Origin of the sequence: Labedaea rhizosphaerae (genome assembly GCF_004362825.1) — a bacterium.
GTDB classification, from domain to species: Bacteria; Actinomycetota; Actinomycetes; order Mycobacteriales; family Pseudonocardiaceae; genus Labedaea; species Labedaea rhizosphaerae.
In genome coordinates this window covers 238236-260856 of sequence record NZ_SNXZ01000001.1, presented here as the reverse complement: position 1 = coordinate 260856, position 22621 = coordinate 238236, and the positions used below count along the sequence as shown (strand labels likewise).

The following is a 22621-nucleotide window of genomic DNA, read 5'->3' as shown; positions in this document are numbered from 1 at the left end:
CAACTTTGATTAGCCGTGCTCGTCGGCCATCGTGTAGGCGCCCGCGTTGAGCCGCGCCAGCAGCTTGCGGGCCCAGTCGAGCTCGGCGTTGACCTGGTTGGTCCACAGCCCGGCCTGCTCCCGGACGTGTTCGGGCAGGCCCTCCTGCGGGTTGGCCATCCAGTCCCGAAGGCCCTGCAGCGCCTTCTCCAGTTCCACGATCCGCACCCCGAGGTCGTCGATGGCCTCGGCCCTGGTCAGCGCCGGAAGCATGGCGATCGCGGCGTTGAGCGTCACGTTGTCGGTCGCGTCGCGCAGCGCGGCGCGGACCAGGGCGACGATCTCCCGCACGCCCGACTCGGTGATCCGGTAGCGGATCCGGTCCGGGCCGGAGTCGCCCGGTTGCGCGCCGACCTCGTCGACCAGGCCGTCCCTGGCCGCCTTCTTCAACGCGTGGTAGATCGAGCCCGGCTTGACGTTGGCCCAGTTCTCCGCGTGCCAGCTCAGCAGCTCACGGCGCACCTGGTAGCCGTGCACCTCCCCGGCGGCCTGCACCACGCCGAGCACCAGCATCTTGGTCGCCGACAACCCTGTCCTCCGTGAAGCCCGCTTTTTCCCTGTCCGTAGGCTAGGCCGACATGAACGCCCCCGTGCTCACCGCGGTGGCCTGGCCCTATGCCAACGGCCCCCGCCACATCGGCCACGTCTCCGGTTTCGGAGTCCCTTCCGACGTGTTCTCCCGCTACATGCGAATGGCCGGGCACCGGGTGCTGATGGTCAGCGGCACCGACGAGCACGGCACGCCGATCTCCGTGCAGGCCGACAACGAGGGCATGAGCGCGCGCGAGCTCGCCGACAAGTACAACCGCGTCATCGCGAACGACCTCCAGGGTCTCGGCCTGTCCTACGACCTGTTCACCCGCACCACCACCGGCAACCACTACAAGGTCACGCAAGACCTCTTCATGGGGTTGTACAACAACGGTTACGTCATCCCCCAGACCCAGATGGGTGCGATCAGCCCGTCCACCGGGCGCACCCTGCCCGACCGCTACATCGAGGGCACCTGCCCGATCTGCGGCTACGACGGCGCACGCGGCGACCAGTGCGACAACTGCGGCAACCAGCTCGACCCGGCCGACCTGATCAACCCGAAGTCCCGGATCAACGGCGAGACGCCGAAGTTCATCGAGACCGAGCACCTGTTCCTGGATCTGCCCGCGTTCGCCGAGTCGCTGGGCAAGTGGCTGTCCACCCGGGACGAGTGGCGGCCGAACGTGCTGAAGTTCAGCCAGAACCTGGTCAACGACCTGCGCCCGCGCGCGATCACCCGCGACCTCGACTGGGGTGTGCCGGTGCCGCTGGACGGCTGGCGCGACGCCCCGATGAAGCGCTTCTACGTGTGGTTCGACGCGGTCATCGGCTACCTGTCGGCGTCGGTCGAATGGGCGCGGCGCAGCGGCGACCCCGATGCGTGGCAGGAGTTCTGGACCGACCCGGCCGCCCAGGGCTACTACTTCATGGGCAAGGACAACATCGTCTTCCACTCGCTGATCTGGCCGTCGCTGCTGCTCGGGCAGAACGGCGCGGGGGACAAGGGCGGCGAGCCGGGCGTGTTCGGCACGCTGAACCTGCCGACCGAGGTCGTGTCCAGCGAGTTCCTCAAGATGAGCGGCTCGAAGTTCTCCACGTCGCGCGGGACCGTCATCTACGTCAACGACTTCCTGCGCGAGTTCGGCCCGGATGCGTTGCGCTACTTCATCTCCGTGGCCGGCCCGGAGAACCAGGACACCGACTTCACCTGGGACGAGTTCGTCCGGCGGACCAACTTCGAGCTGGCCAACGAGTGGGGCAACCTGGTCAACCGGTCCATCTCGATGGCGGCGAAGAACAACGGCGCCGTCCCCGCCCCGAACAAGCCGACCGAAGCCGACGCCGAGCTGAAGGCGTTGTCCGCCAAGGCGTTCGAGGTCGTCGGCGCGCACCTGCGCCGCTCGCGGTTCAAGCAGGCCAGCACCGAGGCCATGCGCGTGGTGTCCGCGGCGAACAAGTACCTGTCGGACCAGGAGCCGTGGAAGCTCAAGGACGACCCGGAGCGGCGCGATTCCGTGCTGCACACCGCGTTGCAGGTGGTGCAGGACGCGAACACGCTGCTCACCCCGTTCCTGCCGCACTCCGCGCAGAAGGTGCACGAACTGCTCGGCGCCGAAGGGGTCTGGGCGGCCCAGCCGCAGCTCACCGAGGTCACCGACCTGGACGTGCCCGAGCGCGAATACCCGGTCCTGACCGGCGACTACGCGGGCGAGCAGGCCAAGTGGGAGTCGACCCCGATCGAGGTCGGCCGCCCGCTGGGCAAGCCGACGCCGCTGTTCGCCAAGCTCGACCCGAAGCTGGGTGAGACCGGTCCGGACTGGGCCCCCATCACTCCCGTTGAGTAAGCGCAAGGGTGAGTTGCCACCGGCGCCGGAACCGCTTCCGGTGCCGGTGGTCGACGCCCACACCCACTTGGATGCTTGCGGCGCAACGGATGCCGCGTCCGTGTCCACAATGGTCGATCGCGCCGAGCGGGCCGGGGTGTCGCGTGTGGTCACCGTCGCCGACGACCTGAACGCCGCGCGCTGGGCCGCCGAAGCGTCCACTTGGGACGAGCGGGTGTTCGCCGCGGTCGCGTTGCACCCCACCCGAACCTCGTCGTTCACCGAGGCGGACAAGGCCGAGCTGGAGCGGTTGGCCGCCCGGCCAAGGGTTGTCGCGGTCGGCGAGACGGGCCTTGACTACTACTGGGACTACGCTCCGCAAAAGGCGCAGCACGAAGCGTTCCGATGGCACATCGACCTGGCCAAACGCCTCGACAAGACGCTGATGATCCACGACCGGGACGCCCACGAGGACATCTTCCGCATCCTGGAAGAAGAAGGCGCTCCGTCTACTGTGGTCTTCCACTGCTTCTCCGGCGACCTCGAGTTCGCGCGCCGCTGCGTGGACGCCGGGTACGTGCTGTCGTTCGCCGGGACGGCCACATTCCGGAACGCGCACGCCCTGCGTGAGGCGGCGGCCTTCGTTCCCACTTACCAGATGTTGGTGGAGACCGACGCGCCTTTCCTTACCCCACACCCATTTCGCGGACGACCGAACGAGCCGTACTGCGTCGTCTACACGCTCCGGGACCTTGCCCTGCTCAGAGGCGTGGAGCCGGCCGAGCTCGCTGCCGCCGTTTCGGCGAATGCCGAACGAGTATTCCGGTTGCCGGCTGTGACGTCCGACGTTTCGGGAAGTGACCGGTTGCGATGAATGGGGGACCCGGCTACTCCACCCGTGAGCGTGACGGGAATCACGACACTCCTCGATGTGTTTGCGCAACCTCCCGACCTCCGTTACGGTCCCGTGACCGGAAGCCCGGGAACAAGCAACACCCGGGGACCCGCAGTCAGGTCGTTGCAGTCGGGGCAGCGATCTCGTACCGCCGGAGTGCGGTGGCTACGGGTGTCGAAAGCTTGGAGCGCGTAGATGCGCCCCCGCGTGCGAGGAGATGGGCCTAGAGCGACTGCTGGTGCTTGGAACCCCCCGAAGGTCCCGAGCTGAGCTGAACTCCTGATCCTGATGTGCGCGTGAGCTCGTCTCCCGCCTTCCCCCGAAGGATTCGACCCTTGACTGGTAGCGGCAAACAGAGCGGCCATAGCGGCTTCAGCGGTGACACCGACTGGTTCACGCCGGTCGGGGGCGCCCCCACGGCGACCGCGACGCTGGACGAACCCGTGTGGCGTTCGCAATTCCCGGACTACTACGCCGACGAGCTGTCGTTCTCCCACGAAGACGTGCTCGAAGCGCTCGGCCCCCAGGCCGAGGAGCTGATGGCGCAGGCGAACGTGGACGTCGACGAGCTGATCAGGCTCGTCAACGCCGAGACCACCGTCATGCCGGCGCTGATCCTCCCGGACGACCTCTCGGTCGACCGGTCGATGGGCGAAGAGGACACCGAGGAACAGCGCGCCGGTGTCATCACCGCGCTGCGCAGCTGGAAGCGCACGTTCCTCAAGTCGGCGGTCGCCGCGGTGCTGGTGACGCTGATCGGTGGCGGCGCGGCCGCCATCGCCATGAACAAGTCGGTCGAGGTCGAGGTCGACGGCCAGACCCACGACGTGCACACCTACGCGGGCACGGTCGGCGAGGTGCTGCAGGCCGAGGGCATCAGCGTCAACGTGCACGACTCGCTCTCGCCCTCCCCGAACGCCCAGATCGGCGACGGCGGCAAGATCGTCCTCGAGCGGGGCCGGCTGCTGCACCTGACCGTGGACGGCGAGCAGCGCGACTCCTGGGTGCGCGCGGACACCGTCGGCGAGGCGCTGGCCCAGGTGCACGCGCCGCTGGACGGCTCGTGGGTGTCGCACGCGGCCGGCGACGAGGTCCCGCTGCAGGGCCTCGCGGTCGAGGTGAAGACCCTCAAGACCGTCACCGTCTTCGACGGCGGCAACATGCCGAAGCAGATCAAGACCACCGCTGTGACCGTCGGTGAGTTCATGGGTCTGCAGCACATGACCCTGGGCAAGGACGATTCCGTCAAGGGCGGGATGGGCCTCAAGCTCAAGAACGGCGCCGAGGTCCACATCTCCCGGACCGGCGTCACCGTGGTCAACCGGACCGAGAAGGTCCAGCAGCCGGTCCAGAAGAAGGAAGACCCGAACATGGACGCGGGCCAGGAGAAGGTCCTGGACCCCGGCGCCCCGGGCGAGCGCATCGCGACCTACCGCATCACCGTCAAGAACGGCAAGGAAGTCGCGAAGGTCGAGATCGGCTCGAAGATCACGAAGAAGCCGAAGCCGAAGATCGTCAAGGTCGGCACCAAGCAGCCCGACATCGGCGACGGCGCCGTGTGGGACCGCATCGCGCAGTGCGAGTCCGGTGGCAACTGGCACATCAACACCGGCAACGGCTTCTACGGCGGCCTGCAGTTCGACCAGAGCACCTGGGAGTCCAACGGCGGCACGGCCTACGCGCCGCGCGCCGACCTGGCCTCCCGGGAGCAGCAGATCGCCATCGCGGAGAAGGTCGCGGCTGGGCGCGGGTTCTCCCCGTGGCCGGTGTGCGGCGCCCGCGCCTGATCCAAGTCTCATCACGAACCCGGCCCAGCTTCTCTCGGGCCGGGTTCGTTGCGTGTCGGGGCCGTTCGCTGCCCGATCCCGGTCTGGGGCGCCACGGCGGGCTTTGACGGGCGCCCTAGGCCGCGGCGGCTTCTCCGCTGTTCGATCTTTGACGGGGTGTTGACGGGCGCCGCGATCCGGTGGCGGCCCGAACTGGTGCCTTCGTTGGTCGCTTTTGCCTCGCGCGCGCGTAACGGAACCCCACCCTCCCTTGGGGGGCTCCCCCAGGTCCAGTCTATCGGGGTTTGACCTGGGGAAACGGGCGTGGCGTGGATCTGTGGACAACCGGGTGCCTGTGGAAAACCGCAGTGGCGGGAGAGGCGGGCGGGCGGGCGTGACACCATTCCCGGCGTGGCCGAACTGAGTGCGCTTCTCGGGCCCGCGGAGATCCGCGGGCTCGCCGAGCGGCTCGGCCTGCGGCCGACCAAGAAGCTCGGGCAGAACTTCGTGCTCGACCCCAACACGGTCCGGCGGATCGTCGCCGCGGCCGGCCTGCGCGACGACGACCGCGTCATCGAGGTCGGGCCGGGCCTCGGCTCGCTCACCCTCGCGCTCCTGCCGCACTGCGCGAGCCTGGTCGCCGTCGAACTGGACCCGGTCCTCGCCGAGGCGCTCCCGGGCACGGTGTCAGAAAGGGCGCCGGTTTTGGCCACCAGGCTGTCGGTGCTCGCCGGCGACGCCATGAAGGTCACCCGGGCCGAGCTCGGTGACCCCACGGCCCTGGTCGCCAACCTGCCCTACAACGTCGCCGTCCCGGTCGTCATCCACCTGCTCGCCGAGGTGCCGACGCTGCGCACCGGGCTGGTCATGGTCCAGGCCGAGGTGGCCGACCGGATGGCCGCCGCGCCGGGCAACAAGGTCTACGGCGTGCCGAGCGTGAAGGTGGCCTGGCACGCCGAGGCACGGCGGGTCGCGACCATCGGGCGAAATGTGTTCTGGCCTGCGCCTGGAGTGGATTCGGCGCTGGTCCTGCTGACCCGCCGCGAGCCCCCGCAGGGCGTCGACCGGGCCGCCGTTTTCGCCCTCGTGGACGCCGCGTTCGCGCAGCGGCGCAAGACCCTGCGGGCCGCTCTGGCCGGCTGGGCGGGCTCCGCGGACCGGGCCGAGCAGGTGCTGCGGGCCGCCGGGATCGACCCCTCGACGCGGGGCGAGCAGCTGTCCGTAAGGGATTTCGCCCGGATCGCCCAGCACGCTCGGTAAGGGCCCTTACGCACCACGGCTCCATCGGTGTGATTTGTTCAACGTTCACCCACATCCGGGACAAGCGTCTTGCATATCCCGTCTCGCTCCGGTTACATCAGTGGTGCATCCATCCCGAGCGGCCGAGAGACCTGGCTCTTCGACGCCGCAGCAACCACCCATCGTGGGCAGGTGCTACCGCCAGGAGCGATGGAGGAAAACCATGCGAGTGCTCACTTCACGGCGGGTCATCGATCAGGGCCGGCGGTCGGTCTCAGCGTGTCGTCGCCACCGCTGAACCAGACCCCAATCCCTTAGTCCACATCGGACAATCCACTTCGGACGGCAGGCGGAGCCCTGCCGAGCCGCCATGCCTGGGAGCCGTGCCACCGTGATCACCTTTGAAAACCTGACCAAGTCGTTCTGGAGTACCGCCGGGCGGGTCGTCGCCCTGGACGGCGTGAGCCTCGACGTGACGCCGGGCAGCGTCTTCGGCATCGTCGGGCCGACCCGCTCGGGCAAGTCCACCCTCGGCAAGCTCGCCGCGCTGCAGGACCGCCCGGACACCGGCGTGGTGCGCTTCGACGGCGTGAACACCGCGACGCTGGACCAGCGCGGCCTGCGCAGCGCGCGCCGCCGGATCAGCGTGCTCGCCGGGCACGCCACCCAGGGCCCCGAAGGCCTCAGCCCGCACCGCACGACGGCGGGCAACATCGCGCTGCCGCTCGAGCAGGCCGGGGTGGACGGCCCGACCCGCAAGCGCAAGGTCGGCCAGCTGCTCGACCTGGTCGGGCTGACCGAGCGCGCCGGGGTGCACCCGAGCGAGCTGACCCCGGCGCAGCGCCAGCGCGCGCTCGTGGCCAGGGCCCTGGTCGGCGAGCCGTCGGTGTTGCTGGCCGACGAACCGACCCGCGGCCTGGACCCCGACGCGCAGGTCGGCGTGCTGACCGCGCTGGAGCGGGCCCGCTTCGAACTCGGCGTGACCGTGCTGCTGGCCACCGAGGACACCTCGGTGGTGCGCCGCGTCGCCGACGACGCCGCCCTGCTCGACGACGGTCGGATCGTGGCCAGCGGTGGCCTGCTGGACCTCGTGTCCGAGCCGGGCAACCCGCTCGCGCAGGCCCTGCTGCCGGTCATCGAGACCCCGTCGAGCACCGGCGCGCTCTACGACCGCGTGGCCGACGTCGTGCTGATCGGCTTCGCCGCGGTCGGCGCGCTGTTGCCCGAGGCGTCGAGCCGGTTCGGCACCGAGCTCTCGGTCCTCGGTGGCGGTCTCGTCCGCTTCGGCGACACCCCGGTCGCCCGTTTCCGCCTCGGCGTCTCCGGTGGCCGCGCGGACGCGGCGCTGGGCTGGATCGCCGAGCGCGGCGGCATCGTCGACCGCCCGCTGGCCGGTCCGCAGGGCGTGGCCGCCTGAGGGTTTTCCACAGGCGCCCGGTTGTCCACAGATCCGGCCGGCGACCCCCACACCCCCTTTGACCTCGATAGACTGGTTTCAAGGGGTGCCCCCGGGAGGGTGGGGGCTGCCGTCGCGCGCGCGAGGCGAATCGGCGGTCGGGGCGTGCTGGTAGCGCCTGGTTTGCGGTGATGCTCCCGCGGATCGCCTGCGATGCTTGCGGCTCGGTCCGGCGGAGATTCCGGTGCGGGCCAGTCACGCACGGCTTGAGCTGCGCGTGCCCGCTTGGCCGCGAAGCGTGGTCAAGCCGTGGAATACCTGCGATCTGGCGGTTGCCGGGTGGCCGTAGGCTGAGGGTGTGCTCGCCGTCGTACCGCCTCCGGTCACCGTCCGCGTGCCGTCCAAGGTGAACCTGCACCTGGCGGTGGGCGACCGGCGTGCCGATGGCTACCACGACCTGGCCACGGTGTTCCAGTCGCTGTCGCTGACCGACGAGGTCACCGTCGCGGTCGCGGACGAGCCCGGCGTCGAGGTGCACGGCGAGGGCGCGGGCACGGTGCCGACCGGCGCGAGCAACCTGGCCTGGCGCGCGGTCGAGGAACTCGCCCGCTACGCCGGGCGCGACATCAGCGAGCTCAAGGTCCGCGTGGTGATTCGCAAGGGCATCCCCGTCGCCGGTGGCATGGCCGGTGGCAGCGCGGACGCCGCGGCGACCCTGGTCGGGCTGGCCAGCCTGTGGCGGCTGGAGATCGGCCGCGACGAGCTGGCCGTGCTGGCCGCGAAGATCGGCAGCGACGTGCCGTTCGTGCTCCACGGCGGCGTCGCGCTGGGCACCGGGCGCGGCGAGCAGCTGGTGCCGGTGCTCTCGCGGCACACGTTCCACTGGGTGCTCGCTTTCGACCGGCGCGGGCTCTCCACGCCCAAGGTGTACGCCGAGCTGGACCGCCTGCGCGCCGACGGCGAACCACCCGCGGTCGGCGCGGTGGAGCCGGTGCTCGAAGCGCTGGCCTCCGGCGATCCCCGCCAGCTCGCCCTGCTGCTCGGCAACGACTTGCAACCGGCCGCCGTCTCCCTGCGACCCACGCTGCGGCGGACGCTGCGCGCCGGCGTGCAGGCGGGTGCGCTGGCCGGGACGGTGTCCGGCTCGGGCCCGACGTGCGCGTTCCTGTGCGAGAGCGGCGAAGACGCGCTACGCGTGGCCGCCGAGCTGGCCGGGGCCGGGGTCTGCCGGACGGTCCGGGTCGCGCACGGCCCGGTGCCGGGCGCACGCGTGGTCAACGACGAGAGCCCGCGACCGACCCCGCCCGAAGTCCACGCTTAACTACGCACCCACTGCTGGCATCCGGTGGCCGTCATCAACTCGCCGTCGTGGGTGTTGATCGTGAGCGGGCCGAACGCCGTGCCTTGCGCGATCACGCCACCGCCGGGCTGGGTCCGCTTCCAGACGCACCCGGAGCGCACGCCTTGCGCCGGTCCGCCCGTGTGGTAGCGGCCGGACGCCACGTCGAAGCCGACCTCGAAGGTGCCGTTGCCGAACTTGGTCGCGGGCGCGCCGCGGTTGGGCGTCTTCGTCACGGTCTGGGTGATGGTCTCGGTGACCGGCGCCGACGGCGACGCGGGCATGGTGGTGGTGACCGTCTCGGTGAGCACGGAGGTGATCGTCACCGGGGCGCTGCCTGCGTCGTTGCCCGCCGCCCGGGCCGCGTAGGTCGCACCCACCGCAAGCCCGCCGGCCAGCACCACGAGGGTGACCAGCGCGAGCGCATCCCGTCGTTTCACGCGAGCAACCTTCGCACGTCGAGTCCGCGATCACTACCCGCCAAACGAAGAAAGAACGAGGCTGGCAGGCATGTGATCGCCGACCGGACAAGCGCTCTACCGAACTGAGCTACGCCTCGGCTCGCGCCGGTGCGGCGGGATTCGAACCCGCGACCTCTCCATCCGCAGTGGTAACCGACCGGACTCCGGCCCGCCAACCTCTCGTCGCGGCGACTGTAAGGCGATACAGGGCGGCCCGGCCAGCCATTTTCAGCGCCCAGTGCGATCGATGACCGACGCGACGCCGACTGACCAACACGCCAACCTTGTCTACTTCAGCGTCAACGCGAGCCGGCCGCCCCTTCCCTCGTCCTCGGTGACGGTCGACCGCCCACGATGCGATATCTCAAGCTGGACCGTCCCACTGGGGACGTTCGGCACCGTGAACGGGAACGTGCACTCCAGGCTTTCCCCGGTCACCGATTTACCCGCGCCGAGTTCGCCGGTGGCCACCAGGTCGCCTGAGCGGTTGTAGACGTTTACCTGCGCACCTGTGTCGATGTCGTCGTAGCCGTCCATCCCGTGGCAGTGGCCGTCCATCGCCGCGCTCTGCACCGAACCGAAGATCGTAATGCTCCCTTTCAGGTCATAGCTGTTCGACGATGTGAGGACCAGCACCACGGTCACAACCGCAGCGATGAGCACGACGGCGATCCCTGCGCCGATGTACCAGCCTCTCTTGCCCGGCGGGGCCTGGAGGTTCATCGCTTGTGGGTTCGCGTCTAGTGGCTGCTGGCTCATCGTCTTGTCCCCTCCGGGTACGCCATGGTGTTCGCCTCGTCGGCTTCGATCGACCGAGGGTTACAACTCGGCGGGAGCGCTACCCCGGTTGTCTTGGGGTTGTCCACAAGGCGTCACTTACCAGCGGGCGCCGGATGCGGCCTGACGCCTCGTCCCGCGACGTTGCGGGAAGCGACCAACTCGCTGCCGCATAGGCTGGCAGCCGAACCGTCCTGCACCACCAAGAGGAAAGCGCTGGTAGATGGCCAACCTGGTCAACCTGGAGTCGGTCAGCAAGTCCTACGGGATCCGGCCGCTGCTGGACGGGGTCTCGCTCGGCGTCGCCGAGGGGGACCGGATCGGGGTGGTGGGCCTCAACGGCGGCGGCAAGACCACGCTGCTGGAGGTGCTCGCCGGGCTCGAACCACCCGACGACGGGCGGGTCAGCCGGGCGCGGGACCTGCGGATGGCCGTGGTCACCCAGCGCACCGAGCTGGCCGAGGGCGCCACCGTGCGCCAGGTCGTCATCGACCCGCTGGGGCACGAGGCCGACCATGAGTGGGCCTCGGACTCCCGCGTGCGCGGCGTGCTCGACGGGCTCGGGCTCACCGGCTACGGCCTCGACGCGTCGACCTCGTCCATGTCCGGCGGGGAGCGGCGCCGGGTCGCGCTGGCCGCGGCGCTGATCCAGGAACTCGACCTGCTCGTGCTGGACGAGCCGACCAACCACCTCGACGTCGAGGGCGTGCGCTGGCTCGCCGAGCACCTGCTCGCCCGGCGCACGGCCCTGGTGGTCGTCACCCACGACCGCTGGTTCCTCGACACGGTCTGCGGCCGCACGTGGGAGGTCACCGGCGGGCGGGTCGAGCAGTACGAGGGTGGCTACGCCGACTGGGTCTTCGCCCGCGCCGAGCGCGCGCGTCTGGCCGAGACGTTGGAGGAGCGCCGGCGCAACCTCGCCCGCAAGGAGCTGGCCTGGCTGCGCCGCGGCGCCCCGGCCCGCACGTCCAAGCCCCGCTACCGGATCGAGGCGGCCGAGGCGCTGATCGCCGACGTGCCCGCGCCCCGCGACACCGTCGAGCTGCTGAGCTTCGCCAAGCGCCGCCTCGGCCGCACGGTGCTGGAGCTGGAGGACGTCTCGCTGCACCTGGGCGAGCGCGCGCTGCTCGACCACGTCACGTGGCGGGTCGGCCCCGGCGACCGGATCGGGCTCGTCGGCGTGAACGGTTCGGGCAAGACCACGTTGCTGCGGCTGCTCGCGGGTGACCTCGAACCCGATGGCGGTCACCGTGTCGAGGGCAAGACCGTCCGGCTCGCGCACCTCACGCAGGAGTTGCACGACCTCGACCCGGCCCTGCGGGTGCTGGAGGCCGTGGAGGAGGTGGCGCGGCGGGTGACGCTCGGCAAGCTCGAGCTGACCGCCTCGTCGTTGGCCGAGCGCTTCGGCTTCCCGGGCAACCGGCAGTGGACGCCGATCGGCGACCTGTCCGGTGGTGAGCGGCGCCGGTTGCAGCTGGCGCGGCTGCTGATGAGCGAGCCCAACGTGCTGCTGCTCGACGAGCCGACCAACGACCTGGACATCGACACGCTGCAACAGCTCGAGGACCTGCTCGACGCGTGGCCGGGCACCCTCGTCGTCGTCTCGCACGACCGGTACCTGGTGGAACGCGTCTGCGACACCGTGGTCGCGTTGATGGGCGACGGCAAGGTGCGCAACCTGCCGGGCGGGATCGAGGAGTACCTGCGCCGCCGCGACGAGCAGCGTGCGGCGCCGGCGACCGGGCCGGCGCAACCCAAGACGGTGTCCAACGCGACCGAACGCCGTGCGGCGCAGAAGGAACTGGCCCGCCTGGAGCGCCGGCTGGAGTCGTTGAGCAAGCGCGAGAAGGAGTTGCACGAGGCGCTGGCGCTGGCGGCGACCAACCCCGAGCGGCTGCTGGAACTCGACGCGGAACTGCGTGCGGTGGTGGCCGACAAGGACGAGGTCGAGGCGAGCTGGCTGGAAGCCGCCGAGCGCGCCGAGTAGCGCCCGGGTGGATCGCGACCCTACGCGGACGAGTTTTATCGATCAATACACTACGATTTCGAATACTATGATTTCGTAGTAAATGTGATCGTACGGGTGGAGCGCGGCTCGGAACCGGGCGAGCTCGGGCAAAGCGGCGGAACCCGGGGAGCGGCAATCCTTGCTCTCGTAAGGTGTGCCCTATGAGTCGGTTCGTCGAGACAATGCTGGCCACCGCACGAAACGGCGGCCAGCGCACGGGCGTCACCACGGGTGAGCCCAAGAACCCCATGCGCCGCACCTGGGCCGAGGTCCACGAGACCGCCCGTGAGCTGGCCGGATCCCTGGTCGCCGGTGGCCTCGCCCGCCACGACGCGGTGGCGGTGCTGGCCGCGGAGCCGGCCGAGATCGGGCCCGCCGTGCAGGCGGTGTGGCTCGCGGGTGGCAGCGTGACGATGCTGCACCAGCCCACCCCACGCACCGATCTCGGGCACTGGGCGCAGGACACGCTGCGCACGCTCGCCATGATCGACTCGAAGCTGGTGCTGCTGGGCGCGCCGTTCGACCAGCTCGCCCCGGTGCTGGAGGAGAACGGCATCCGCTACCGCCAGATGAAGGACCTGGCGGGTGCCGAGCCGCTGGCCGAGCCGGTCGAGGTCGACGAGGAGGCGCCGGCGCTGCTGCAGCTGACCAGCGGCTCGACGGCCGACCCGAAGGCCGTCGTCATCTCCCACGGCAACCTGTACGCCAACGTGACGGCCATGGCGCAGACCGCCGAGCTCGACACCGAGAACGACATCATGGTGTCGTGGCTGCCGATGTTCCACGACATGGGCATGGTCGGGTTCTTCACCGTGCCGATGGCGTTCGGGATCGAGCTGGTCAAGGTCACCCCGGTCGACTTCCTGTCCGGGCCGTTGCTCTGGGCCGACCTGATCAGCCGCCACCGCGGCACGATCACCGCCGCGCCCAACTTCGCCTACGCGCTGCTGGGCCGCCGGCTCGCCGGCGTCGACGACGACAATGCCTACGACCTCTCGACGCTGCGCCTTGCGCTCAACGGCGCCGAGCCGATCGACGAGAAGGCGGTCAAGGCGTTCACCGACGCCGGGGCGCGCTTCGGCATGCCCGCGGAATGCGTGTTCCCCGCGTACGGCATGGCCGAAGGCACGCTGGCGATCTCGTTCGCGCCGCTGTTCACCGGGCTCAACCTGGACTACGTGCAGGCGGAACCGTTGGAGGAGCACAGGATCGCCGAGCCGGCCGATGGTCCCGGGCCGGGCGTGCGGTCGTTCGCGCTGCTCGGTCCGCCGCTGCCGGGCTTCGACGTGCGCATCGTGGACGAAGACGGAAACCCGCGTGGCGAAAGGGAAACCGGCGAGATCCAGATCCGCGGCGAGTCGGTCACCAAGAAGTACCTGACCGTCGACGGTCCACTGTCCACTCAGGACGCGGACGGCTGGCTGTCCACAGGGGACATCGGCTACCTGACCGGTGGGCAGGTCGTGATCTGCGGCCGGGCCAAGGACGTGATCATCCTCGCCGGGCGCAACATCTACCCGACCGACATCGAGCAGGCCGCCGCCGAGGTCGAGGGCGTGCGCGCGGGCAACGCGGTCGCGGTCCGGTTGGACGCGGGCAGCAAGCGTGAGCGGTTCGCCGTCGTGGTCGAATCGAAGCTGGCCGGGGACGAGGCCGCGGAGAAGACCCTGCGCAAGCAGGTCGCCGCGCGGGTCTTCGAGTCGGTCAACGCCCGGCCGTCCGCGGTGGCCGTGCTGCCGCCCGGCACACTGCCCAAGACGCCGTCGGGCAAGGTGCGGCGGGCCGCGGCCGGTGCGCAGCTCGCGGAGCACCTCAGGGCCCCCGAGTAGACCCCTTACTAAGGTCTTTTCAGGATCGTCTCAGCCCTGGGTAAGGGGTCGTACGGCTGGTCGTGCGTGACCTTCCGATGCCGGCGGCCCCTGCTCAGGACGACTGTATGACTCACCGACAGAAGAGAAGAAAAGGTGAGTCACATGGAGTGGACGACCGAGTCCGTGCGCGCGGCCATCGACGCCCGGTACGCGAATGTCACCGACACCGACCGGGCCTGGCACGCGGAGCACCAGCACCGGAGCTGGTTCTCGAAGCGCGCATCGCACAGCCACGTATCGCGGGCGATCCCGCGGCCGCGGCACGCGTCATGACCAGTGCGGGTCGCGGGCGATGGGGGTCGCCCGCGACCCGGGTCAGGACCGCCTACTACCGGCCTTGCCGCCGCAGTTCGGCGACCCAGGCATCGCGAAGGGCTTCGACCAGGAACGGGTCGAAGCCCTTTTCGCCGTCCGTGACCCGTTCCAGGCGCATCCGGGCGATGTCCTCGGACGTCGGGCCGTGCGGGGAGCGGATCGCCGCCCGCACGCATTCAGCCATCCGCTGCACGTCGCGCTGACGGTAGCCGTGCAGGCCGGGCCCCGCGGGCGGGAGCGGCACCGAGTTCGGGTCGGGCTCCGGCGCGGGCGGCGGCGCCACCTGGGGCCGGGGTGCCGGCACCGGAGCGGCGGACACTGCCATCGACCGACCGTTGCGGTGGCTGCCGCTGTGGCCGTTGACGTGCTCGGTGCCGGCCTCGTGCCCGGTGCGGGCTTCGTGCCCCGTGCCGGCCTCATGCAGGGTGCCGACGAGGCGCCCGCTGTTGCCGTTCGGAGTGATCTCGATCGTGTCGGTCAGGTCGGCGGTCCTGCGCTCGTCGACGGCCGCCAACGCCTCGATGATGTCGGCCCCGTTGTGGTTGCCGTTGATCAGGCCGCCGCGACCGCTGGTGCGGGTGTGCGCGTTGGCGCGCCGCACCACGTAGTTGGGCTCGCCACCCTCGAGCTGGACGATGACCGCCTCGAGGAACTCGTCGACCTGCTGCTCGTCGTAGCCGCGGCGGACGAGGCCGCCCTGGTCGAACTCGACCTCACGGACGGTCTGGGCGGTCATCTTCATCTGGCCACGCAGGGCCAGCTCGACCTGGTCCAGGAAGTCGTCGACCTCGTCCTCGTTGTAGCCGCGCTTGCCCAGGGGCGCGTGGTCGAACCGCACGTCCTGCACGTCGTCTGGCGTCAGAGGCACGGACAAATCCTAACGGGGTACCCCCGACGACGGGAACACGACGAACGGATCACCCAGCGTGATAGGTGTTCTGGGCGATCTCCAGACCCTGTGTGACCAGCGCTTCCACCGCGTCCGCGCAGCGGTCGATCGCGAATGCCAACTCTTTGCGTTCGACCGAGGAGAAGTCCTTGAGCACGAAGTCGGCGGGGTCCATCCGGCCCGGCGGGCGGCCGATGCCGAAGCGCACCCGCTGGTAGTCGCGGGTGCCGAGCGACTTGGTGATCGAACGCAGCCCGTTGTGGCCGTTCTCGCCGCCGCCGCGCTTGAGCCGCACGGTGCTGAACGGCAGGTCCAGCTCGTCGTGGATGACCACGATGTCCTCGGGCGCCACCTTGTAGAACTTCGCGGTGCCCGACACCGGGCCACCGGAGGTGTTCATGTAGCCGCGCGGCTTGGCCAGCGCGACCCGGTGACCGCCCAGGCGACCCTCGAGGACGTCGGCGCCGCCCTTGTGCGCCTTGAACTTGCCGCCCATTCGCGCGGCGAGCTCGTCGGCCACGAGGAAGCCGATGTTGTGGCGGTTGCCTTCGTAGCGGGGCCCGGGGTTGCCAAGGCCCACGACGAGCGTCGGCTGATCGGCGTCCATCGGTGTTCCTCCTGGCAAACGACTCTCCTGGCAAACGACGACGCCCCGCCCCGGACATACCGGGGGCGGGGCGCCGTGGTCAGTGACGTCAGGCTGTCCGTCAGGCGTCGGCGCCTGCGGGCTCCTCGGTCTGCGGGGCGTCCTCGACGACACCCGCACCCTCGGTGTCGATCTCGGCCTCCATCTGCGCGGCGCTGGGCGCCTCGTTCACCGCGACGACCAGGGCGTCGGGGTCGGTGACCATGACCGCGCCAGCCGGCAGCTCGATCTGGCCCGCGTTCCACGAGGTGCCTGCGGTGGCACCGGTGAGGGACAGCTCGAACTGCTCCGGGATGTGCAGCGCCTCGACCTCCACCAGCACGGTGGAGAGTTCCTGGGTGACCAGCGTGCCGGGCTGGGCCTCGCCGGTCAGGACCACGGGCACCTCGACGCTGACCTTCTCGCCGCGGCGGACGAGCAGCAGGTCGACGTGCTCGATGTAGTTCTTGATGGGGTGGGTGGTGACCGTCTTGGTCAGCGCCAGCTCACTGTCAGCGGCGTCGACGTTGAGGGTCAGGACGGCGTTCTGGCCGTGCTCACGGATCACGCGGGCGAACTCGAGCGCCGGCAGAGCCAGGTGCTTCGGGTCGGAACCGTGGCCGTAGAGCACCGCGGGGATCTTGCCGGCGCGACGGGTACGACGGGCGGCACCCTTGCCGAACTCGGTGCGCGACTCGGCGGCAAGACGGACCTCGGACACGGTGATGCTCTCCTTGCGATGGGCCTGCAGTGGTGCTTTCTCCGGTGGCGGCGGCCTGCGGCAGCGGGACGCGTAAGGGCGTCAACCGACGGCTCTGAAGCCGCCGCGTCGATAACGCCAGGCGCTGTGCCCGCCTCGCCGAGGCAACCTAAGTAGTCTACGTGCCCGGTTATTCGAGCTGCACAGGGGGTTGACGCTCGCGCTCAGCCCCGTGGTGAACCACCAAACCAACCCCGAACGGCATCGGCCAGGCAGGCCATGAAGGGGCCGAGGCCCGCGCGAACGCAGAGAGCGCCAAAACTACGCGTCGCCGTCGAACAGGCTGGTGACGGAGCCGTCCTCGAAGACCTGCTGGATGGCTTGGGCCAGCAGCGGGGCGATCGACAGCACGGTCATGTGGCCGAAGCGCTTGTCGTCCGGGATCGGCAGCGTGTTGGTGAAGATGACCTCCTTGGCGCCGCACTCGGCCAGCCGAGCCGGGGCCTCGTTGGACAGCACGCCGTGCGTGGCCGCCAGCACGACGTCCTGGGCGCCCTCGTCCAGCAGTTGCTTGACCGCCTTGGAAATCGTGCCGCCGGTGTCGACCATGTCGTCGATCACCACGCACAGCCGGCCCTTCACCTCGCCGACCACCCGGTTGGCCACGACCTCGTTGGGGCGCAACGGGTCGCGGGTCTTGTGGATGAAGGCGATCGGCGTGCCGCCGAGGTCGTCGGCCCACTTCTCGGCCAGCTTGGTGCGGCCGGCGTCGGGGGAGACCACGGTGATGTTGACGTCGTGGTAGTTCTCCTTGACGTAGCGGGCAAGGAGGTTCTGGCCGAACAAGTGGTCCACCGGGCCGTCGAAGAAGCCCTGGATCTGCGCGGTGTGCAGGTCGACGGTCATGATCCGGTCGGCACCCGCGGTCTTGAACAGGTCGGCGACCAGCCGGGCCGAGATCGGTTCGCGGCCCTTGTGCTTCTTGTCCTGCCGCGCGTACGGGTAGAACGGCACGATCACCGTGATCCGCTTGGCCGACGCCCGCTTGAGCGCGTCCACCATGATCAGCTGCTCCATCAGCCACTGGTTGATGGGCGCGCAGTGGCTCTGGATGACGAACGCGTCGCAGCCGCGCACCGACTCCTCGAACCGGACGAAGATCTCGCCGTTGGCGAAGTCGTAGGCCGACTGCGGGGTGATCGTCACGTTGAGGTGCTTGGCCACCTCTTCGGCCAGTTCCGGGTGTGCGCGACCGGAGAACAGCATCAGGTTCTTCTTGGGCGTCCCGGACTTGGGGCTCATCGATTCGGGCCTTCCGCGTCGGCAGCGTCGTCGGTGTCCTTCAGCGCTTGTTCTGCGGCCTGCGCGGCGGCCGTGCCCGGCCGCTTGCGCGCCACCCACCCCTCAATGGTGCGCTGCTTGCCGCCCGCGGACACGGCGAGCGCGCCCGGCGGGACGTCGTTCATCACCACGGTGCTCGCACCGCTGTAGGCGCCGTCGCCCACGGTGACCGGTGCGATGTACATGTTGTCCGAGCCCATGCGCACGTGCGAGCCGACCACGGTGTGGTTCTTGTGCACGCCGTCGTAGTTGACGAACACGCTCGCGGCGCCGATGTTGCTGTGCTCGCCGATGGTGGCGTCGCCGACGTAGGACAGGTGCGGCACCTTGGAGCCCGCGCCGATCTCGGCGTTCTTGGTCTCCACGAAGGTGCCGATCTTGCCCGCCTCGCCGAGCTTGGTGCCCGGCCGCAGGTAGGCGAACGGGCCGACGGTCGCGCCCGGCCCGATCCGCGCGCCGGACCCGTGGGTGCGGCAGACCGTGGCGCCTTCGCCGATCGTGACGTCGGTGAGCGTCGAGTCGGGACCGACGGTCGCGCCCTCGGCGACCTTGGTCTTGCCACGCAGTTGCACGCCCGGCTCGATCAGCACGTCACGCGCCAGCTCGACCCCCGCGTCCAGCCAGGTGCTGGCCGGGTCGATCACGGTGACGCCCGCGCGCATCCACCGCTCGACCAGCCTGCGGTTGAACTCCGCGCCGACCTTGGCCAGCTGCACCCGGTCGTTCACGCCCTCGACCAGCCAGGGGTCGCCGGCCGCGAGCGCGCCGACCCGCTTGCCGTCGCCGCGGGCGATGCCGAGCACGTCGGTCAGGTACAGCTCGCCCTGCGCGTTGTCGGTGGAGATCCGGGACAGCCCGTCGACGAGGACCGCCGCGTCGAAGGCGTAGACGCCGGAGTTGATCTCCGTGATCGCCTGCTGCTGCGCGTCGGCGTCCTTCTGCTCGACGATCGCGCGGACCGCGCCGTCGGCGTCGCGGACGATCCGGCCGTAGCCGGTCGGGTCGGTCAGGTGCGCGGTGAGCACGGTGACCGCGTTGCCCGCCGACTCGTGCTCGGCGAGCAGGCCTTCGAGGGTCGCGGTGTCCAGCAGCGGCGCGTCGCCGTAGGTGACCACGACGGTGCCGGCGAGCTTCTCGGGCAGCGCTTCCAGCGCGCACGACACGGCGTGCCCGGTGCCGTTCTGCTGCTCCTGCACCGCGGTCAGCACCGGCCGGTCCAGCTCGGCGGCGACACCCGCCAGGTGCTCGGCGACCGCGTCGCGGCCGTGCCCGATCACCACCAGCAGGAACTCCGGGTCGACCCCGGCCGCGGCGCGCACCGCGTGCTCCACCAGCGACCGGCCCGCGACCCGGTGCAGGACCTTGGGGGTCCGCGACCGCATCCGGGTCCCTTCGCCCGCGGCGAGCACGATCGTGCTGATTCCGCCGCCACCTCCGCGCATGCGCGCTCTCCCTGGCTGTCGTGCTTCGGATCGGGTGTTTCCGACCCCTGGCCGGAACCCGATCCTAGCTAGGCCAAATCGGTGACCGGGGCCGCGTCACCGGCATCGCTGGCGACCACCGCGTTGCCGCCGTTGCGTTTTGCCTGGTACATCGCCGCGTCCGCACGGGCGAGCGCACGCGCCGCGGTCTCCTGGGGACGCAGGGCGACGACGCCGATCGACAACGTCACACCGTGCGAGAGGTCGTTGGGCAGGTTCGCCACCGACGCGGCGGCCCGGCCGAGCGCCGCCTCGGCCGCGTGCAGGGGCGCGCCGGGCAGCAGCACGATGAACTCGTCGCCGCCGTAGCGGGCCACCATGTCGCTGCCGCGCAACGCGTCGCGCAAGGTGCTGGCCACGACCCGCAGCACGTCGTCGCCCTCGGCGTGCGACATGCGGTCGTTCACGCCCTTGAACCCGTCCAGGTCGACGAGCCCGACGGCGAGGGGGAGGTTGTTCGGCGACGACGACAGCGCGTCGAGCCGTTCGTCGAGCGCGCGCCGGTTGGGCAGGCCGGTCAGCGGGTCCTGCAACGCCTGGCGCGCGATCGTGCCGTGCTTGCGGGTCAGCCGCTCGTGCTCGCGCCGCGTGGTCAGCTGGGCGATCCGCGACTCCCGCATGTCCCAGAGCTGCAGTTCGAGTTCGGTCGCGTACAGCTCGAGCGCGCTCGTGGTTCGCTCGCCCCCGTCTGGACCCGACAGGCGGGCGAACTCGCGGATCAGCCCGACCCGCATCGTCGGTTCCGCGCCCCCACCCGCCGGGTCGTCGTCGAGCCGTGCCCGCGCTTCGGCGAGCACGTCGACCGCCTCACTCGTCCGGCCGTCGGCCTCCAGGCACCGCGCCCGGGCGATGGCCACGACGACGGCTTCGAGCGGGTGGCGGGTGCGTTCGGTGAGCGCGCGCAGCCGGTCGAGGTGGGCCGCGCACGGGTTGGCGAACGCGTGCGCGGCACCGATCGCCGGCACCTGGTCGGCGGCGGCGACCTCGCCGCTGTGCGGGAACAGCGAGTCGCGGAACGGTGGTTCCAGCGCGACCGCGATGGCCGCGGCCGTGGCGAAGCGTTGCGCGGCGGCCGCTTCGTCGCCGATGCGCTCGAGGCGAAGGCCCCAGCCGAGCAGCATCCGGGCGCGGTTGATCAGGTGCACGGAGATCATGTGCGGGTTGGCGCTGGAGCGGATGTAGCGGTGCGCCTTGGTCATCACCTGGTCGGCGGTCTCGTAGATGCCGAGCTGGGTGAGCACGAGCCCGATGTCCATCAACGTGTTGGCGTGCAGCAGGTCCCAGGTCCGCCGGCCCAGCGTCAGGTCGGGGGCGAGGTCCTCGTCGAGCATCGCCAGGGCGACCGCGGCCTCGGTGAGCGCGTCGTCCTCGGCGCCGTCGGCGAGCAGCATCCGCCCGGACAACGCGTGCGCATCGGCCTGCAGCAGGACGATCCCGTGCCTGCGGGTGTGCGCGAGCAGCTCCTCGACGAGTGCGCCGCAGCCCTGCGTCTCGTCCCGGATCTGCACCCGGACGGCGACCGCGGAGCGCAGCAGCTGCGCGACCATCCGCGGTTCACCGCGGTGGCGCGCCTCGGCGAGCAGGGCGTCGACCTCGGTGACGTACTTGGCCTGGTCGTCGGCGGAGCCGGGGGTCTGGGTGATCGCGACCAGCTCGCGCGCCCGGCCGACGAGCCACGCGTCGGACTTCTCGTCAAGACCCGCGCGGCGCGGGGCGAGCTGATCCGCGGTCTCGGCGAGACCGGTCGCGCTCACATCGCTGTCCACCTCGGGAACCAAGCCTCCCATCGGGGATCGCAACAGGTCGATCCGCTCCGCCGCCAGGATTCGAACCTGGACCATTGGAACCAAAATCCAAGGTGCTGCCTTTACACCACGGCGGACCGCGAGCGGTTGGTCCGCTCGTGCGCTCCGACATCGTGGCACGAGGCCGCGGGAGTAGGCATCAATACCGTCCCTATTTGCCCTGGGCGCGTCCGAACGGGTGTTAGGAGGGTCACAGACGGGTACCCGTCCGACACGCCCGGGAGGCACGACACGCCGTAGCCACAAGTGACGCCGGTCCGCAAGGACTAGCGCGCCGAATACCGGGGTACTTACGATTCCGTAAGTTACGGTCCCGTAGGGAAGGCATACCTAAGGTGGTTGCATGACGACGACACTGGACAGAGGTGCCCAGAACTCGCCGCCGGCGGGGCCCAAGCCCATCTTGGAAGGGCGCCGCAACTTCTGGCAGGCGTCCCTGGTCTACATCTTCACGCTGATCCCGTTCGCCGCCCTGATCGCCGCCGTCCCGCTGTTGTGGGGCTGGGGCCTGGGCTGGCTGGACGTCGGGCTGGCGATCTTCTTCTTCTACCTCAGCGGCCTCGGCGTGACGATCGGCTACCACCGCCTGTTCACCCACGGCTCGTTCAAGGCCAACCGGCCCCTCAAGGTCGTGCTCGCGGTCATGGGCAGCATGGCGGTGCAGGGCCCGGTGATCATCTGGGTGGCCGACCACCGGCGCCACCACGCGTTCTCCGACAAGGAGGGCGACCCGCACTCGCCGTGGCTGTTCGGCACCGGGCCGGCCGCGCTGGCCAAGGGCTTCTGGCACGCGCACATGGGCTGGCTGTTCGACCGCGGTGTCACCAACAAGCAGCGCTTCGCGCCCGACCTGCTCGCCGACCCCGACATCGTGCGGGTGAACAAGCTCTTCTGGCTGACCACGATCGGCACGTTCCTGCTGCCTGCGCTGCTCGGCGGGCTCATTACCTGGTCGTGGTGGGGTGCGCTGACCGCGTTCTTCTGGGCCGGGCTCGTGCGGGTCGCGATCCTGCACCACGTGACGTGGTCGACCAACTCGATCTGCCACATGATCGGCGAGCGCCCGTTCGCCAGCCGCGACAAGGCGGCCAACTTCTGGCCGCTGGCGATCCTGTCCTTCGGCGAGTCGTGGCACAACCTGCACCACGCCGACCCGACCTGCGCGCGTCACGGCGTGCAGCGCGGCCAGATCGACACGTCGGCCCGCCTGATCTGGATGTTCGAGAAGTTCGGCTGGGCCCGTGACGTGCGCTGGCCGACCGAGGCGCGCCTGGCGAAGCTCGCGGTCCAAAAGGTGTCGTAGGGACGGCCTAGTGT

General features: G+C 70.2%; 19 protein-coding genes, 1 tRNA gene and 1 riboswitch. Of the genes, 10 read left to right on the top strand and 10 right to left on the bottom strand.

Annotated elements, in window-relative coordinates:
* Positions 1 to 9 precede the first annotated feature (9 nt).
* Complete coding sequence (locus EV186_RS01195) at positions 10 to 567, bottom strand: PadR family transcriptional regulator (RefSeq protein WP_133847224.1); 558 nt, start codon at positions 565 to 567, stop codon at positions 10 to 12.
* 50 nt (positions 568 to 617) lie between these two features.
* Between EV186_RS01195 and metG the strand changes: the two genes are divergently transcribed.
* The 6 genes from metG to EV186_RS01165 all read left to right on the top strand — a co-directional run bounded on the left by metG (position 618) and on the right by EV186_RS01165 (position 9013).
* The gene (gene metG, locus EV186_RS01190) at positions 618 to 2417 is read left to right on the top strand and encodes a methionine--tRNA ligase (protein ID WP_133847223.1); all 1800 of its coding nucleotides are present in this window, start codon (positions 618 to 620) and stop codon (positions 2415 to 2417) included.
* Entirely contained in the window at positions 2410 to 3270 is an 861-nt protein-coding gene (locus EV186_RS01185) for a TatD family hydrolase (protein ID WP_133847222.1), read from the top strand. Before metG ends, EV186_RS01185 begins: the two co-directional genes overlap by 8 nt.
* A gap of 356 nt (positions 3271 to 3626) precedes the next feature.
* Positions 3627 to 5078 carry a resuscitation-promoting factor gene (locus tag EV186_RS40425; RefSeq protein ID WP_279538266.1) on the top strand — a complete coding sequence of 484 codons (1452 nt, stop codon included), beginning with the start codon at positions 3627 to 3629 and terminating at the stop codon, positions 5076 to 5078.
* A 399-nt stretch (positions 5079 to 5477) separates the two neighbouring features.
* On the top strand, positions 5478 to 6317 hold the full coding sequence (gene rsmA / locus EV186_RS01175) for a 16S rRNA (adenine(1518)-N(6)/adenine(1519)-N(6))-dimethyltransferase RsmA (RefSeq protein WP_133848675.1): 840 nt from the start codon (positions 5478 to 5480) through the stop codon (positions 6315 to 6317).
* Between the two features lie 106 nt (positions 6318 to 6423).
* Positions 6424 to 6513, top strand: a riboswitch (SAM riboswitch).
* A gap of 174 nt (positions 6514 to 6687) precedes the next feature.
* Positions 6688 to 7713 (top strand): methionine ABC transporter ATP-binding protein, encoded by a 1026-nt coding sequence (locus tag EV186_RS01170; RefSeq protein ID WP_133847221.1) that lies wholly within the window; start codon positions 6688 to 6690, stop codon positions 7711 to 7713.
* A gap of 337 nt (positions 7714 to 8050) precedes the next feature.
* Entirely contained in the window at positions 8051 to 9013 is a 963-nt protein-coding gene (locus tag EV186_RS01165) for a 4-(cytidine 5'-diphospho)-2-C-methyl-D-erythritol kinase (protein ID WP_133847220.1), read from the top strand.
* Here EV186_RS01165 and EV186_RS01160 read toward each other — a convergent pair.
* Both EV186_RS01160 and EV186_RS01155 read right to left on the bottom strand, forming a co-directional pair.
* Entirely contained in the window at positions 9010 to 9471 is a 462-nt protein-coding gene (locus EV186_RS01160; RefSeq protein WP_133847219.1) for an Rv1352/Rv1906c domain-containing protein, read from the bottom strand. The genes EV186_RS01165 and EV186_RS01160 overlap by 4 nt on opposite strands.
* 309 nt (positions 9472 to 9780) lie before the next feature.
* On the bottom strand, positions 9781 to 10251 hold the full coding sequence (locus EV186_RS01155) for a hypothetical protein (protein ID WP_133847218.1): 471 nt from the start codon (positions 10249 to 10251) through the stop codon (positions 9781 to 9783).
* A 241-nt stretch (positions 10252 to 10492) separates the two neighbouring features.
* Between EV186_RS01155 and EV186_RS01150 the strand changes: the two genes are divergently transcribed.
* From EV186_RS01150 to EV186_RS38670, 3 genes are all read left to right on the top strand, one after another.
* On the top strand, positions 10493 to 12256 hold the full coding sequence (locus EV186_RS01150; RefSeq protein ID WP_133847217.1) for an ABC-F family ATP-binding cassette domain-containing protein: 1764 nt from the start codon (positions 10493 to 10495) through the stop codon (positions 12254 to 12256).
* Positions 12257 to 12438: 182 nt separating this feature from the next.
* On the top strand, positions 12439 to 14106 hold the full coding sequence (locus EV186_RS01145; protein WP_133847216.1) for a fatty acyl-AMP ligase: 1668 nt from the start codon (positions 12439 to 12441) through the stop codon (positions 14104 to 14106).
* A 144-nt stretch (positions 14107 to 14250) separates the two neighbouring features.
* Positions 14251 to 14421, top strand: coding sequence for a hypothetical protein (locus EV186_RS38670; RefSeq protein ID WP_166658979.1), 171 nt, complete (start codon positions 14251 to 14253; stop codon positions 14419 to 14421).
* 55 nt (positions 14422 to 14476) lie between these two features.
* On the opposite strand, the gene EV186_RS39320 is transcribed toward EV186_RS38670, so the two are convergent.
* The 7 genes from EV186_RS39320 to EV186_RS01110 all read right to left on the bottom strand — a co-directional run bounded on the left by EV186_RS39320 (position 14477) and on the right by EV186_RS01110 (position 21381).
* Complete coding sequence (locus EV186_RS39320; protein WP_208115444.1) at positions 14477 to 15331, bottom strand: DivIVA domain-containing protein; 855 nt, start codon at positions 15329 to 15331, stop codon at positions 14477 to 14479.
* A gap of 49 nt (positions 15332 to 15380) precedes the next feature.
* Positions 15381 to 15959 carry an aminoacyl-tRNA hydrolase gene (gene pth, locus EV186_RS01135; RefSeq protein ID WP_133847215.1) on the bottom strand — a complete coding sequence of 193 codons (579 nt, stop codon included), beginning with the start codon at positions 15957 to 15959 and terminating at the stop codon, positions 15381 to 15383.
* A 100-nt stretch (positions 15960 to 16059) separates the two neighbouring features.
* Positions 16060 to 16698 carry a 50S ribosomal protein L25/general stress protein Ctc gene (locus tag EV186_RS01130; RefSeq protein ID WP_133847214.1) on the bottom strand — a complete coding sequence of 213 codons (639 nt, stop codon included), beginning with the start codon at positions 16696 to 16698 and terminating at the stop codon, positions 16060 to 16062.
* A gap of 300 nt (positions 16699 to 16998) precedes the next feature.
* On the bottom strand, positions 16999 to 17979 hold the full coding sequence (locus EV186_RS01125; RefSeq protein ID WP_133847213.1) for a ribose-phosphate diphosphokinase: 981 nt from the start codon (positions 17977 to 17979) through the stop codon (positions 16999 to 17001).
* Positions 17976 to 19460: a bifunctional UDP-N-acetylglucosamine diphosphorylase/glucosamine-1-phosphate N-acetyltransferase GlmU gene (gene glmU / locus EV186_RS01120; protein ID WP_133847212.1), complete on the bottom strand. Its 1485-nt coding sequence runs from the start codon at positions 19458 to 19460 to the stop codon at positions 17976 to 17978. The genes EV186_RS01125 and glmU overlap by 4 nt, the downstream gene beginning before the upstream one ends.
* A gap of 68 nt (positions 19461 to 19528) precedes the next feature.
* Entirely contained in the window at positions 19529 to 21265 is a 1737-nt protein-coding gene (locus EV186_RS01115; protein ID WP_243753761.1) for a GGDEF domain-containing protein, read from the bottom strand.
* A 45-nt stretch (positions 21266 to 21310) separates the two neighbouring features.
* Positions 21311 to 21381: transfer RNA gene (locus EV186_RS01110), tRNA-Gln, on the bottom strand.
* Positions 21382 to 21647: 266 nt separating this feature from the next.
* Here EV186_RS01110 and EV186_RS01105 point away from each other — a divergent pair.
* On the top strand, positions 21648 to 22607 hold the full coding sequence (locus EV186_RS01105) for an acyl-CoA desaturase (protein ID WP_133847211.1): 960 nt from the start codon (positions 21648 to 21650) through the stop codon (positions 22605 to 22607).
* The last annotated feature ends 14 nt before the right edge of the window (positions 22608 to 22621 follow it).

Excerpts from the sequence above, each read along its gene's own strand:
- metG (WP_133847223.1), top strand. The coding sequence starts at position 618 with ATGAACGCCCCCGTGCTCACCGCGGTGGCCTGGCCCTATGCCAACGGC.
- EV186_RS01155 (WP_133847218.1), bottom strand. The coding sequence starts at position 10,251 with ATGAGCCAGCAGCCACTAGACGCGAACCCACAAGCGATGAACCTCCAG.
- EV186_RS01150 (WP_133847217.1), top strand. The coding sequence starts at position 10,493 with ATGGCCAACCTGGTCAACCTGGAGTCGGTCAGCAAGTCCTACGGGATC.
- EV186_RS01145 (WP_133847216.1), top strand. The coding sequence starts at position 12,439 with ATGAGTCGGTTCGTCGAGACAATGCTGGCCACCGCACGAAACGGCGGC.
- EV186_RS38670 (WP_166658979.1), top strand. The coding sequence starts at position 14,251 with ATGGAGTGGACGACCGAGTCCGTGCGCGCGGCCATCGACGCCCGGTAC.
- pth (WP_133847215.1), bottom strand. The coding sequence starts at position 15,959 with ATGGACGCCGATCAGCCGACGCTCGTCGTGGGCCTTGGCAACCCCGGG.
- EV186_RS01125 (WP_133847213.1), bottom strand. The coding sequence starts at position 17,979 with ATGAGCCCCAAGTCCGGGACGCCCAAGAAGAACCTGATGCTGTTCTCC.
- glmU (WP_133847212.1), bottom strand. The coding sequence starts at position 19,460 with ATGCGCGGAGGTGGCGGCGGAATCAGCACGATCGTGCTCGCCGCGGGC.
- EV186_RS01105 (WP_133847211.1), top strand. The coding sequence starts at position 21,648 with ATGACGACGACACTGGACAGAGGTGCCCAGAACTCGCCGCCGGCGGGG.